Here is a 14,425-nt window from a genome sequence, read left to right as displayed (position 1 = left end):
TCAAGATCACAACATGCATTTTAGACCGTCTCTTGACATGACATATGTTTTTGTGTTATGAATATATTAACGCTAAGACCGAGAAGAGTACTTGTACTTGACCATTGTAGAGAGAGCTTGTGTGGTGAAAAAGCTCATGGAAAATACAACGAATGCCCTCGCGAGTGCATACCGAAAGTGTAACGAGTAGGCTATGCCGGATGATTCCGTTAAAGGTCCTTGAGAAGTAAACAAAGTGGAACCGCGATATTCCTCGCCTTTGTAAAAAAGGGCGAGGAATTTTTTTAAGTCACAACAACTTTGTGGCAGAATCTGAGGGCTCGACACCCGAAGATTTTGATGATAGTTAAATCGTATAAATTGGACAGGGAGTCCGTAAAATAAAAATTGATAGGAGGCGCTGTATGATGAAGCTCTATAATTCTATGTCACGAAGTATAGAAGATTTTATGCCATACCACGAAAAGGAAGTGAAACTTTATACTTGTGGACCTACAGTATATAACTATGCACATATAGGCAATTTAAGAACTTACATCCATGAAGATATTCTAGAAAAGGCTTTAGGATTTATTGGCTATGATGTGAAACGCGTTATGAATATTACTGATGTTGGACATCTCGAATCGGACGCCGATGATGGCGAAGACAAGATGCTAAAAGGTGCGCTAAGAGAAAACAAAACTGTATGGCAAGTTGCAGCGTTTTATACAGATGCCTTTTTCACAGATTGTGGAAAATTAAATATCAAAAAACCAGAAATCGTTGCAAAAGCAACAGATTATATCTCAAAGTATATTGATTTTATCAAGACTTTAGAGGATAAGGGTTACACGTATTTTACAAATGGCAACGTATACTTTGATATCTCGAAGTTTGAACGCTATACAGCCCTTTCTAAGTTAAACCTCGATGAACTTAGAATTGCACATAGAGAGGGTGTAGAAGAAGATACTTTTAAAAAGAACCCACAGGATTTTGTACTTTGGTTTACTAAGTCTAAATTTGAAAACCAAGCGATGAAATGGGAGTCACCATGGGGTGTAGGTTATCCAGGCTGGCACATTGAATGTTCTGTAATCTCACTTAGCAATCTAGGAGAACAACTGGATATTCACTGTGGTGGTGTGGACCATATTCCTGTACATCATACCAACGAAATCGCTCAAACTGAGAGCTATACTGGTAAACCATGGACAAAGTATTGGTGGCATGCAGAGTTCTTAATTGAACCTAAGGGAAAAATGAGTAAATCTAAAGGAGAGTTTTTAACAGTTTCTTTGTTAGAAAAAAAAGGATTTGATCCGCTTAGTTACCGTTATTTTGTACTGGGATCACATTACAGAAAACAATTAACTTTCTCCTATGAGAGTTTAGAAATGGCTGAAAATGCATACTTTAAACTAAGAAAGAGAACAAGTAGCATTGCAAAAGATGCGCTTCTTAGCTCAACTGATGTGTTAGGTAAAGTAGAGAACTTAACAGAGGAAGCTCAAAATTTATATGGTAAGTTCGTGGACTGTCTAGAAGATGATCTCAATACTGCAAACGCAGTAACGGTTCTTTATGACGTCCTTAAGTCAGAGGTAAGTACATCAGAAAAAGCGACGTTATTTGCTTATATGGACCAAGTTCTATCTTTGGATTTATTAACCCCAATAGATGAGAAAAAAGTTGATGCATCGGATGATGAAGTAGCATGGATTGAAGGCAAAATAATTGAAAGGACCAATGCTAAAAAGAATAAGGATTGGTCAACGGCTGACTTAATAAGAGATGAACTTAAGGCAAAAGGGATCACTATAGTGGATACTGCTGAAGGTGCTAGGTGGTCTAAAGATTAATTAAGATGTAAAATAATAATTAGGATATATATATAACTAAAAAAGGCTATACGTCACAGAAGATTTGTGAACGTATGGCCTTTTCCTTTTAGCTTAGTAACATACACATCTAGTTTTTATTGTTCCCATTGATGTGTTTTGCTACTTCTACATCCATCTTTTGGATGTGGTTCATAAACCAACCTGAAATCAAACGATTAAGTTCAATCACGTTAACGGTTGATGTTGGATCTTGCGCAATTTTTGCTGAGAGTTTATCAAGTTCGTTGATAAAATAAGTATGATTTTTTTTGTGCATTTCTATGTCGCTGAATTTAGCTTTTTGTTGCATGATTTCTTCTTCTGCAAAATGTGTTTTAACGTATTTTTGCAAGAAGCCCAAAGTTTCAACGATTTGCCCTTTGCCTTTACCTTGTGACATTGCATCTGCCAATTCTTGAGCTTTAGAAATAATCAGTTTATGATCATTGTCAATTTTATCAATATTGGTCTTAAGACTATCAGTCCATTTATATACCTGCATAAATTCACCTCCTGCATATGAAATACCCATAAATTTGTGAAGAAAACATACATTAGTATGATATTTGAAGCGAACTCAAAAATGAACTGATATGTGTGATAGCAGTGATGAAGTGTATCAGATTTGCTACACGTTTTTCTAAAATCTGTAGCAAAAATGATACACTCTGCAGTTTTCAGATACTCACCAGTGAAAAGACGTATTAAATTGTAGTCAAATGGCTACAACTCAAATGAGATTGTTGTCTTTATTTACAAATGTCTAAGTAATGAACATAAAATAAAGTGAAATCCAATAAATAGAAGTTAATAGTAAAAAAACATAATGCGCTAATGAACTTGAAATACTAGATTTCAACAATTAGTTTATTTTCAAATGGTAAGTTGGCATGGATATTGCTTATAAAAAAGATAGGGAAATAGGGATTTTCATTATGTTTCAAACATAATCACAATTTCGGAGGATATGGATGAAAAAAGTCATTACCATGGAACAAGCACTTGATCATATCAAAGATGGCATGACCATTATGATCGGTGGGTTTCTCGCTTGCGGTAGTCCTGAAAAGGTTATCGATGCATTAATTGAAAAAGGCGTAAAGGATTTGACGATAATTGGCAATGACACTGGTTTTGTCGATAGAGGGATTGGCAAATTAGTGGTTAGTGGTCAAGCAAAAAAAGTCATCGTTTCGCACATTGGCACAAATAAGGAAACTGGCAGACTCATGAACGAAGGCAAGTTAGAGGTCGTTTTAGTACCTCAAGGCACACTTGCTGAACAAGTACGCTCTGGTGGAGCTGGACTTGGTGGTGTATTAACACCGATAGGTATTGGTACTCCTGTAGCTGAAGGTAAAGATCATCTGATTATTGATGGCAAAACTTTCTTGCTTGAAAAAGCATTGAAAGCAGATGTGGCTTTAATATTCGGTTCAAAAGTAGATGAAAAAGGCAATGTATACTATCATGAATCAACACGTAACTTTAACCCACTTATGGCAACTGCAGCTGAAGTGGTCATCGTTGAAGCGGAAGAGCTTGTCAAAGTTGGTGAACTTGACCCACATTTAATTATGACACCTAGCCTCTTTGTCAATTATATTGTGAAGGCATAGGAGGGCATATGGACGCAAAAGAAATAATTGCAAGACGTGTTGCAAAAGAGTTTAACGATGGAGATGTAGTCAACTTAGGAATTGGTCTCCCAACTTTAGTTCCTAACTTTATAGACGAAGGGGTAGAAATTATCCTGCATTCAGAAAATGGCTTTACAGGTATTGGCCCTGCACCAGAAGCAGATCAAGTTGATCTTAATCTGGTTAATGCCGGCGGGATGCCAGTAACCATAATGCCAGGCGGTGTTTTCTTCGACAGCGCAATGTCATTCACGATTATACGTGGGGGACATTTGGATGCCACCGTACTCGGGGCGTTACAAGTAGATGAAGAAGGAAACCTTGCTAACTGGATGATCCCTGGTAAACTTGTACCAGGAATGGGTGGTGCGATGGATCTTGTTGGCGGTGCCAAAAAGGTCATCGTGGCCATGACCCATACTGCAAAGGGCGAGATTAAGATATTAAAAAAATGTACGCTTCCTTTGACAGGTGCAAAAAAAGTAAGTAAGATTATCACTGAGATGGGTGTGATGGATGTAACACCACAAGGCTTAGTACTTGTGGAATACAACACAGACTACACAATTGATGAAATTCAACTTGCGACAGAAGCGAAACTAATCATTTCTGACCAAATAAAAGCAATGATTTAGCAATTAATCTGTGCCTTTGTGGAGGGATTTACTAGGCTTAACTAGTACCACGGACGCATATTGGCACCCCACTTGGGGTGCTTTTTTATTTGTATGATAATATCTCATAGAATTTTAATACTTTTCTAATGCTTATAATAGGACAAGTTTGATAAAATTGTAACGTGATATAAAACTAATGAAAGCATGGGACTAAAAAGGAGAAAAGAATGAAAAAAACTAAGAAAATTCTATCAGTAATCATGATGGTAGCAATCCTCGTTTCGACGATTACACCAGTTTGGGCTGATGAACAACAAACGATGAATATCAGTAGTTGGGCAGTTTCAACACTCAATGAAGGTGAAAAGTACGGTATCTACCCGATGACTTGGTACTATGAGAATTTCAATGAAACGATTACACAGGAAAAATTATCAGAACTCATCAAACAAGTGGATTTAAAACTTGATGTTGTTGCTGACAAAGTAGATTTTGAAGCAATGCCAGTGAGTGAGCAATTAACAAGAGGCAATGTACTCACACAATTTTATAACCTCTTAGGTGCGTATGGTCTTGTTACAAAAGGTGATGCAATGACGTATATGCAATCAAGCGGTATCGTAAATGGGACGCTAAGTGGTTTAAACCTTGATAAAACATGTAACACTGAGCAAGCAATATTGTTTGGAATTAACACTGTTAAGTTTGCATATGAGCAGTTAGAAGCAGGCGGAAAAGGTGTGTTTTGGAAAGTCGAAAAAGGCGGAAACACAGTTTATTTACTTGGTTCTGTCCATGTAGGAAGCACTGATCAATACCCTTTAAATACGATGTTAACAGATGCATTTGACGCTTCAGATGCACTTTTGGTTGAAGCTGACTTGCTAAACCAAGCAGGTGGTATGGATTATTTTAGAAGCAAAGCGTTCTACACAGATGGTACGACGATAGATTCTCATATTTCTAAAGAACTTTATGATAAATTAAAAAAAGTATTTGAGAAATATAACCTTGATGAAAGTGTATATGGTACGCTCAAGCCTTGGAGTCTTTCAAATGAACTTAATGTAGTTTCAATGTCAAATACTGATCAGACTGAGGGTGCAACTGAAGGTGCAAATTTAGGTATAGATCTCTATTTCACAGTGAAGTCTTATTTAACAGGTAAACCTGTATACGAACTAGAAGGTATTCCGTATCAAACAGATCTTTTTGATGGTTTAACACCAGAGTTCCAAGAAGAGTACCTTACTGCAATTGTTGATGGTATACTTGCTCCAGCAACTGGTGAGTCAACTGAAAGTGCAAACTTGCTAGACGAATGGTTAGCATACTGGATCAATGGTAATTTAGAAGAGTTTACAACTAGCTTCAACGCTTCATCAGAAGAAGAGAGCAATGAACTTACAGATATGCTTTTTGGTAAAAGAGATCAAGACATGTCTACAAAGATAGAAAACATTCTTGAACAAGATGGAAGTACAACTTACTTTATAGTAGTTGGTGCAGGACACTTTATCAATCCAACTAACATCATCAAAACTTTAGAAGCGGATGGTTATACAGTAGATTGGATGTACTAAGCGATAGTTAAAATCATTTAAAACTCCAGAACAAAAAACAGCGGTCGGTTCATTCTGATTCCGCTGTTTTTTTTTATCCTTTTGTAAAACGAAACGATATTATATAATGAAATAAATATAATTGAATAATTGAGTTTAAATATTATTGGAGGAAAAATGGCTATAAAATATATACTTTTTGATTTTGATGGAACTTTGATAGATTCAAATGAAGCGGTGATCTCTTCATTAAACCATGTAGCGGTAGACTTTAGAGGGTATCCCTTTAAACCACATGAGCTAGAAGAAGTGTTGGGAAAACCTATCGTTGAGCAGATGTCTTTTTTGTCAGATGAAGAATATCCGAGGTTAGTTGAAATGTATCGTCTAGAATATAGACGTGTACAAGAGGCACTAACAAAGATCTATGACGGTGTAATTGATTTATTAAAAGAGCTTAAAGATAGAGGTATCCAAACAGCAGTGGTATCAAATAAAGGGCGAAATGGGATTAATCATGGTATCAGTCAATTTGATTTGCATCAGTTACTTGGTGCAACCATCTCGCTAGATGATGTGAGTATCCCTAAACCGCATCACGAAGGTGTTTTATCTGCACTTTCTCAGCTTGGCATACCAAGGGAGGAGATGACAAGTGCAATTGAGGAGAGTTTATTCGTAGGTGATAGCGGACATGACATAGAAACTGCTAAAAATGCAGGGTGTAGGTCAGTTTTAGTAGGTTGGACGTTACTGAGTAGAGACAGACTGCTTGAGCTAAAACCCGATTATGTAATTGAGACCCCTGGAGAATTATTAAAAGTGATCGATCAAATTCAGTAATAGAGGTGAAGGTGTGGATAGAAGCTACGAGCAACTTAAATGGGAGATGGAAATTTTAGATGAATTTATAGAAAAGGCTTACGAGGGACTCATCATCATCGATAAAGATGGTCTGATTATTAAGTTCAAGTATGAACGGTTCCTCGATGTCAAAGAAGAAGAAGTCATCGGAAAACATGTTACCGAAGTCGTAGAAAATACACGCCTTCATATTGTGCTAAAAACTGGTATGCCTGAAATTGGTGATATACAGATCATCAAAGGACATAATTGTGTGACCTCACGGATCCCAATTATCAGAAACAGTGAGGTCGTAGGTGCTGTTGGTACGATTTTGTTTAAAGATATATTAGAGGTCAAACACCTTTCTGACCATCTTGAACAGATGAAACAGCATGTGAAGAAATATAAACAGGAGCTTAAGAGACTCAACCTCGCCAAATATTCTTTTGAATCGATATTAACTGCTGATCCTCACATGCTCTCACTTATAGATAGTGCAAAAAAAGCAGCTGAAGGAAATGTAAGTGTCTACATCGAAGGGGCGAGTGGTACTGGAAAAGAATATTTTGCTCATGCGATTCATGAGGCGAGCCTTAGACGGTATGGTCCTTTTGTGAGGATTAACTGTGCCAGCATTCCTAAAGATTTATTTGAGTCTGAACTTTTTGGTTATGAACCGGGGGCATTTACAGGGGCATCCACACATGGTCGAATTGGCAAGTTTGAACTTGCAAATGGAGGGACTATCTTTTTAGATGAGCTTAGTTCTATGCCTTTTGAGATGCAAGCAAAGTTACTTAGAGTCATTGAAGAAAGAGAAATGGAACGGGTTGGAGGCAATCAGCGTATCAACATTGATGTGCGTTTTATTTCTGCATCAAATGAAGAATTGCATGAACTTGTAAATCAAGGAAAATTTAGAAGTGACTTATACTATCGCTTAAAAGTTGTCCATCTTCAGTTGCCACCACTTAAAGATCGTAAGCGCGATGTAATGCTTTTGGCGACTCATTATGTTACTCATTTTGCGAAAGAGAATAACAGTTCTCTCGAAGGTTTTTCTAAAGAAGCTAAACATTGTTTAGAGCATTATACCTGGCCGGGGAATGTTAGAGAACTGCGAAATGTGGTCGAAAGTGCGGTTAACTTATCAAAAACGAAGCAGATTATCGTAAGTGACCTACCGGACTATATTGCGCATGATAAAATTGTTCAAGAAACACAGTATTTAGATGTTCTATCATTAGTGCCTCAAAATTTGGATTCAGATTTATATACGATGATGGATCGGGTAGAGAAAACCTTGATAGAGAAAGCGATCGACGAGGCAAGAGGCAGTAGAACGAAAGCAGCCCAAATTCTAGGGATTCATAGAACTGCACTCTACAAAAAGATGGCAAAATTAGGGATTGAATCCAAGTAAGTGAAATGAGGTGAAGGCATGGCAAATTTCATACTAAATGCACTGGATGAACTTATCCGTCCTAGTGGTCTAAAAAGAGGTGACAAAATTATGGCAGTTAGTCTTTCGTGGGGTGGTGCCGGAGAACCGGGCATAATCCAGCGTTATAAGCTTGCTAAAAATAGACTTGAAACTGAATTTGGATTTATTGTTTTGGAAGCAGAACATGCACTAAAAGGCTCGCGCTTTTTATATGATCATCCTGAGCTTAGAGCAAAAGACTTTATGGATGCTTTTCTTAATCCTGAGATCAAAGGTATATTTTCTTGCATAGGTGGAGATGATACTTTGAGACTTTTACCTTATATTGATTTTGATGTCATTCGTAACAACCCTAAAGTGTTTTTAGGCTACTCAGACACCACTGTTAACCACTTTATGTGTCTAAAAGCTGGACTTGCTAGTTTCTACGGGCCAGCAATTTTAAGTGAATTTGGTGAAAATGTAAAGATGCATGCGTTTACAAAAGACAATTTTATCAAAGCATTGATGGATAAATCACCTATTGGCAAGCTCGAAGTAAGTGATCAGTGGACCAGCGAAAGAATAGAGTGGACCAATCCTGAAAATCTGAACATACTTAGAACGATGAACTTTGAAGCACATGGTATCATGTGTTTAAATGGTACTGGTCAAGTTAAAGGTAGACTAATCGGCGGCTGTGTAGAAGTGATAGATTGGCTTAGAGGTACAGAACTTTGGCCAGCAGCAAGTGTTTTCCAAGATGCAATTCTCTTCTTAGAAACAAGTGAAGAGATGCCTACGCCAGACAATTTCAGGTATATGCTAAGATGTTTTGCGGCTATAGGAATATTTGATAAAATTAATGGCATCATCATGGGAAAACCTTATCATGAAAAATATTTTGAAGCTTATCAAGAGTGTTTGCTAGATGTCGTTGTCCATGAAGCAGGAAGAAAAGCACTTCCAATTATCTATAACATCAACATTGGTCACACTGCACCTATGTTAACATTCCCCATAGGTGTACTTGTGAGTATAGACTGTGACAATAAGACGATTGAGCTTTTAGAATCTGGGATCATATAATAAGATTAAATTAAAGCGTTTCTATTAGGCAGGTTAACGATAGATTTCTTGAGGAGGCGTTATGCGCATTTTTATAGGGATTGATCTGGACTTGGAACTCAAGAATCAGATTTTTCAACTGCAAGAAAAATTAAAACCTTATGTAAGTAAGGGAAACTGGAAATATGAAGACAATTTTCATTTGACACTTAGATTTTTAGGTGAAATTGAAGAGGGACAAATAAGTGTGATTGATGGTGCTATTCAGAGCATGATAGATAAGATTAAACCTTTTAAGCTACAGCTAAAAGGCGGTGGTACATTTGGACTTAAATCATCTACAGATGAATCAAAAGGGCCTCTTGTTAAGGTGTTGTGGCTTGGCGTTGATGGGAACATGAAGGCGCTAAATGAACTCTATTTTGAACTGGAATTTGCATTAACTGAAAAAGGATTTGCGAAAGATTATAGAGATTATGCACCCCATATCACTCTAGGACAGGATTTGAGATTTTCCGCTGATATCGAAGCAGTAAAGCCATATTTTAAGGCATTAGAAAAGAGTTTTATGGCAAGAGAACTCACCTTATTCCGGTCAGAATCTGTAGGTGGAAGAAGGGTATATCGCCCCATTCGTACTTATGCCTTTTCCCCTACTACTTTGGAATAATGAATTGAAATTGAATTTGAAGTTGAAATTTATGATTATGATTATATGACGACGGAGGTCAGTATGACAAAGACGACGATGTTACCACTAAAATTTGAAAATAACGGCATGATCATGAGATTGACACCTGTAATCATTGAAAGTGGTGATAACTTGATATTGGTTGATTGTGGCAATCCAGGGTTATTAGAACTCTTAGAAGGCGCGATTAAAAACGCAGGGTATGCACCAGAGGCGCTCACCAAAGTGATGATTACACATCATGATCACGATCATTTTGGTTCACTCGCAGCGCTTAAAAGAAAATACCCAAAGGTTAAAATTTGTGCATCAGAGCTCGAAGTTCCCTACCTAGAGGGTGAGAAGAAATCGTTAAGACTGGTTCAGGCAGAGTCGATCTATGATACGCTTCCAGAAGAAAGAAAAGAGTGGGCAAGAGGTTTTCATGCCTATCTAGAAGGGATTGAAAAAGTAAAGGTAGATACTATTTTAAAAGATGGTGATGCGCTTGATGAAGCAGGTAAGGTGATAGTGATCGCCACCCCGGGTCATATGCCAGGGCATATGTCCGTCATCGTGACTGTAGAAAAAACATTGATTTCAGGTGATGCACTCATTGCAGAGGAAGGTACTTTAATGATGGCCAACCCCCAGTATTCTTTGGATTTAGATGAAGCGAGACGTTCTGCAATCAAGTTAAGTCATTATGAACTTGAACGTGTCATCTGTTATCATGGTGGAGTCGTAGAAGGGAATATATCTGAGATTTTAAAAACGATATGATACAAAAAGGAGAGTTGTCATGTCAATTGAAGTGGTAAGAAAGCATCTAAGCAAATGGGATAAAGATAAAGATATACTGGAATTTGAAACTTCAAGTGCAACTGTTGAACTTGCAGCGAAGGCAGTAGGTGTTGAGCCTGCAAAGATTGCCAAAAGCCTTTCTTTTAGAGATGGCGATAAAGGTATGTTAGTTGTTGTCGCAGGTGATGCAAAAATTGATAATGCAAAGTTTAAAGCTACCTTTGGTTTCAAAGCGCGTATGCTCGCACCTGATGAAGTGTTAGCCTATACAGGGCATGCCATAGGGGGTGTATGTCCTTTTGGTATTACCACAGGTATCCGAGTTTTTTTGGATGAATCAATGAAGCGATTTGAACATGTTTATCCTGCTTGTGGCAGTAGCAACTCTGCTATCAAAGTGGGGCTTGATGAACTTGAAATCTATGCTGAAACAGACAAATGGGTAGATGTTTGTCGGTGGGAGTCATGCTAAAGAAGATGAAAAATTTCTCGCTTCAGCTCAAAATTATGGCGATTTTCTTAACTATGTCGATCTTGTTAACACTAACTTTGGGACTCATGTTCTATAATAACACTGCGCAAAATGTCAAACAAAACAAGGAAAATGAGATCAAAACACTTGCTGCTGAAACTTCGAATAAGATTGAACGTTTTCTTTTTGAAAGAGAAGCAGATATACAAGTTGTCGCTCAGTCACAGATATTGACTATGCCACAGATTGATCGTGAAACTAAGCGCCAGTATCTAGCAAATGTAATCAATAATTATCAGACTTATGATGAGATGTTTGTTTTAGACCAATTGGGACAGATTGTGTTAAGCGCTACTTTTTCTGGTGGTAACTTGCCACTTGAAAGTGATGAACTTTTTAAGCAAAATCCAGATATTTTAGGAAAGATTCTATCTGGAAAACCATTTATTTCAGATGTGCTATCTGAAGAAGATCAGTCGCAGTGGTTTATACTTTTTTCAGAACCTCTTGTGGATGATAGAGGACAGGCTGTCGGCGCAGTTGTAGAACGTATGAATTTTGATGCGATTGATGAGATCATTGCCAATGTAAAGTTGGGTGAAGTTGGTTACGCACGTTTGATGCCTTCTGATCAAAATTATGGCGTGAGCTATGAGCTTTTGGAGTGCGTAAACCATCTAACGGTACGTGTGCCAATTATTAAATACGAAACGCAGTTTAAGCAATGGATGCTTTTTTTAAGTGAGCCTACTGAAGAAGCTTTTGCGCTTATTTATGATATTAGGATCTATTTTGGTCTTGTGTTTGTGATCACTTTGATTATACTTTTTTTGGTTTCAAATTATCTTTCAGGGCGTATAACACGGCCCATTCGGACGTTAAAATCTCATATGGGTGAGTTACTTGAAACGCACAAACTTAATATGGCACTGGCTTATGAGGGCTCAAGTGATGAAGTAAAACAGTTGACCCATACGTTTGATTTTTTACTAGAGGAACTTAGTTTTATGGTTCAGAAGACCATGGAAAAAACAGGCGAAGCTGAATCGGTTAAATCTGTGAAAGCATCATTAGATGCTATGATTGATCATGCGGTTACTGGGATTGTTACGATAGATGGCAAGGGAATTATAACTTCTGTTAATCCAAGGATAAAAGAGATTTTAAAAGCGGATCATGATGATGTGCTTGTGGGACTCTCTATTGGCAAAGAGGGACATCAGCGTTTTGACGCACTGTTTCAGATCTTATATGAAAGTATCTTAGTAGAAAAGCAGTTAGTTGACGTGAGCTGCTTGATTAAAAACCCTGAAGTGGAGTTGGTGGTAAGTACCTTGATTCAAAAGGATATTTATCAGACGCCCTTGGGTGTCACTGTTCTGCTTCAAAGTGCTGAAGAACGGGAAAGGTTCGAACATAGTGTCATACGCGCTAAGAAGCTCTCTGAACTTGGAGAGCTAAGTGCAGGAGTAGCGCATGAAATTCGTAATCCACTGGCTTCTATAAAAGGATATACGCAGATGGCTATTAGGGAGGTCGATAAACAAAGCGATGCATACCATGATCTCGGTATCGTTTTAAATGAAGTGGATAGACTTGATCGATTAGTAGAGAGGTTTTTAAGTTTTGCGAGTCCAAACGCACCACATTATAAATCTGGTGATATGAACCAATTGGTATCTGAAGTAATTAAGGTGCTCAATCAACAAATTCTAGCCAAAAAAATTGAAGTTGTACTTGAGTTTGACAGTGCCTCCAGTTTTGAATATGATGTTGATCAGATGAAGCAAGTGCTTCTTAACCTTTTAATTAACGCGATTCAAGCAAGTGAAGTGGGTGGAACTATCAAAGTTCAAACGCTACTTTATGAAGATGAAGGAAGGTTTTCGCTTTTGATTACAAATGATGGTGATATAATCGATGACGACTTGATAGAAAGAATTTTCACCCCGTTTTTTACTACGAGAAAGGGTGGATCTGGTCTAGGACTTGCAATATGTGCTCGAATTATTGAGAACCATCATGGTACGATTGAACTGATCAGTTCAAAAGACACTGGCACTACTTTTGCAATTAGTTTGCCAACTAAGAAAGGGTTGTTACTATGAAGAAAGCAACTATTTTGATCGCTGAGGATGAAGTTAACTTAGCACTTCTACTTGAACGAATTCTGAAAAAAGAAGGTTATCTGGTTTATACAGCAAGTGATGGCGTTTCAGCTAAATCGATCTTAGAGGCAAAGCAGATTGATCTTGTACTGACAGATATAAAGATGCCTGACATGGATGGTATTGAACTGCTTAAGTACATTAAAAAGATAGATTCAAGTATTGAAGTGATTGTAATGACTGCATTTGCAACTGTTGATACAGCGATCAATGCTTTAAAGCTTGGCGCAAAGGACTATATCCGAAAGCCGTTTGACATCGATGAGGTAATCAGTGCGGTTAAAAAGGTGCAGTTTGAAGAGGCACCTGATGAACTTGGAACCTATGATTTTAACAGCATGCTCGTGACCAACAGTCAAAAGATGCAGGACCTTGTAAAGTTGATTCATAAAGTTGCCAATAGCAACGCCAATATCTATATCCACGGTGAGACAGGAGTCGGTAAGGAACTTGTCGCGCATGCCATACATGAGATCAGCGACCGAAGGGGGAAGCCTTTTATTAAGGTGAATTGTTCTGCACTTCCTGAGACGCTTCTTGAAAGTGAGCTTTTTGGTTATGAAAAAGGGGCATTTACGGGTGCTTTTAATAGAAAACTTGGTCGTTTTGAACTGGCAAATGGTGGCACAATATTTTTAGATGAAATAGGAGATATCTCTCCATTGATCCAACTGAAATTATTGCGTATCATTCAACAAAAGGAGTTAGAACGATTAGGAGGGACGCAGACGATCTCACTAGATGTGAGAATCATCACAGCGACCAACAAAAGCCTAGATACTTTGGTACATGCTGGGCAGTTTAGAGAGGATTTGTACTATCGGCTTAATGTTATCCCGCTTTCTGTTCCACCGCTAAGGGAGCGACGAGAAGATATGACAAGCTTGATACAGAATTTTATTAAAATATCATCAGATATGTATCATACACCTTATAAAGAGATTGAAGCTGAAGCGATGGAGGTCCTCTTAGGATACCACTGGCCGGGTAATGTGAGGGAACTTGAAAACATCATCGAACGGTTGCTGCTCATAAGCGAGGGAACTGTGATTAAAAGCAGTGATTTACCACCTTATTTCCTCCATCCTGAGGATGAGCCTTCTGATGGTCTAGGAATTTATAAAGACAGTGCGGAGGAGAAAATTATCCGCAAAGCTTTAGCCGATACAGATGGCAATATCACAAAAGCAGCTGAGAAACTTGGAATCAGTAGGCGTTCACTGCACCGAAAAATTAACAAATATAATTTAGGCAGTTAAAAAGTAATATATCAAGTTATGAGTAATAAGT

The 14,425-nt window shown here is 37.9% G+C and carries 13 protein-coding genes and 1 other annotated feature; of the genes, 12 read left to right on the top strand and 1 reads right to left on the bottom strand.

Going from position 1 to position 14,425, the window contains the following annotated elements:
* Positions 1–65 precede the first annotated feature (65 nt).
* Positions 66–264: a binding site (T-box leader), on the top strand.
* 143 nt (positions 265–407) lie between these two features.
* The gene (gene cysS / locus QE109_RS05175) at positions 408–1,844 is read left to right on the top strand and encodes a cysteine--tRNA ligase (protein WP_281093367.1); all 1,437 of its coding nucleotides are present in this window, start codon (positions 408–410) and stop codon (positions 1,842–1,844) included.
* A gap of 109 nt (positions 1,845–1,953) precedes the next feature.
* On the opposite strand, the gene QE109_RS05170 is transcribed toward cysS, so the two are convergent.
* Positions 1,954–2,367 carry a bacteriohemerythrin gene (locus tag QE109_RS05170; protein ID WP_281093342.1) on the bottom strand — a complete coding sequence of 138 codons (414 nt, stop codon included), beginning with the start codon at positions 2,365–2,367 and terminating at the stop codon, positions 1,954–1,956.
* Between the two features lie 469 nt (positions 2,368–2,836).
* Here QE109_RS05170 and QE109_RS05165 point away from each other — a divergent pair, with 469 nt between their 5' ends.
* The 11 genes from QE109_RS05165 (at position 2,837) to QE109_RS05115 (ending at position 14,394) form a co-directional block, all read left to right on the top strand.
* Positions 2,837–3,484 carry a CoA transferase subunit A gene (locus QE109_RS05165; protein ID WP_281093341.1) on the top strand — a complete coding sequence of 216 codons (648 nt, stop codon included), beginning with the start codon at positions 2,837–2,839 and terminating at the stop codon, positions 3,482–3,484.
* Positions 3,485–3,492: 8 nt separating this feature from the next.
* Positions 3,493–4,140, top strand: coding sequence for a 3-oxoacid CoA-transferase subunit B (locus QE109_RS05160; RefSeq protein ID WP_281093340.1), 648 nt, complete (start codon positions 3,493–3,495; stop codon positions 4,138–4,140).
* A 209-nt stretch (positions 4,141–4,349) separates the two neighbouring features.
* Complete coding sequence (locus QE109_RS05155; RefSeq protein WP_281093339.1) at positions 4,350–5,705, top strand: TraB/GumN family protein; 1,356 nt, start codon at positions 4,350–4,352, stop codon at positions 5,703–5,705.
* Between the two features lie 156 nt (positions 5,706–5,861).
* Positions 5,862–6,527 carry an HAD family hydrolase gene (locus QE109_RS05150; protein WP_281093338.1) on the top strand — a complete coding sequence of 222 codons (666 nt, stop codon included), beginning with the start codon at positions 5,862–5,864 and terminating at the stop codon, positions 6,525–6,527.
* A gap of 13 nt (positions 6,528–6,540) precedes the next feature.
* Positions 6,541–7,953 (top strand): sigma-54 interaction domain-containing protein, encoded by a 1,413-nt coding sequence (locus QE109_RS05145; RefSeq protein WP_281093337.1) that lies wholly within the window; start codon positions 6,541–6,543, stop codon positions 7,951–7,953.
* An 18-nt stretch (positions 7,954–7,971) separates the two neighbouring features.
* Complete coding sequence (locus QE109_RS05140) at positions 7,972–9,042, top strand: S66 family peptidase (RefSeq protein ID WP_281093336.1); 1,071 nt, start codon at positions 7,972–7,974, stop codon at positions 9,040–9,042.
* A 61-nt stretch (positions 9,043–9,103) separates the two neighbouring features.
* Positions 9,104–9,691: an RNA 2',3'-cyclic phosphodiesterase gene (thpR, locus tag QE109_RS05135; RefSeq protein ID WP_281093335.1), complete on the top strand. Its 588-nt coding sequence runs from the start codon at positions 9,104–9,106 to the stop codon at positions 9,689–9,691.
* 63 nt (positions 9,692–9,754) lie between these two features.
* A complete protein-coding gene (locus QE109_RS05130) occupies positions 9,755–10,474 on the top strand; it encodes an MBL fold metallo-hydrolase (protein WP_281093334.1) in 720 nt (239 codons plus the stop codon).
* A 19-nt stretch (positions 10,475–10,493) separates the two neighbouring features.
* The gene (locus QE109_RS05125; protein WP_281093333.1) at positions 10,494–10,967 is read left to right on the top strand and encodes a YbaK/EbsC family protein; all 474 of its coding nucleotides are present in this window, start codon (positions 10,494–10,496) and stop codon (positions 10,965–10,967) included.
* On the top strand, positions 10,961–13,075 hold the full coding sequence (locus QE109_RS05120; protein WP_281093332.1) for a PAS domain-containing sensor histidine kinase: 2,115 nt from the start codon (positions 10,961–10,963) through the stop codon (positions 13,073–13,075). The genes QE109_RS05125 and QE109_RS05120 overlap by 7 nt, the downstream gene beginning before the upstream one ends.
* Positions 13,072–14,394, top strand: a complete 1,323-nt coding sequence (locus QE109_RS05115; protein ID WP_281093331.1) for a sigma-54-dependent transcriptional regulator — start codon at positions 13,072–13,074, stop codon at positions 14,392–14,394. The genes QE109_RS05120 and QE109_RS05115 overlap by 4 nt, the downstream gene beginning before the upstream one ends.
* Positions 14,395–14,425 lie beyond the last annotated feature (31 nt).

It is taken from the genome of Fusibacter bizertensis, from assembly GCF_029914245.1.
Taxonomy (GTDB): Bacteria; Bacillota; Clostridia; order Peptostreptococcales; family Acidaminobacteraceae; genus Fusibacter_C; species Fusibacter_C bizertensis.
This window is presented reverse-complemented; position numbering and strand designations above follow the sequence as displayed.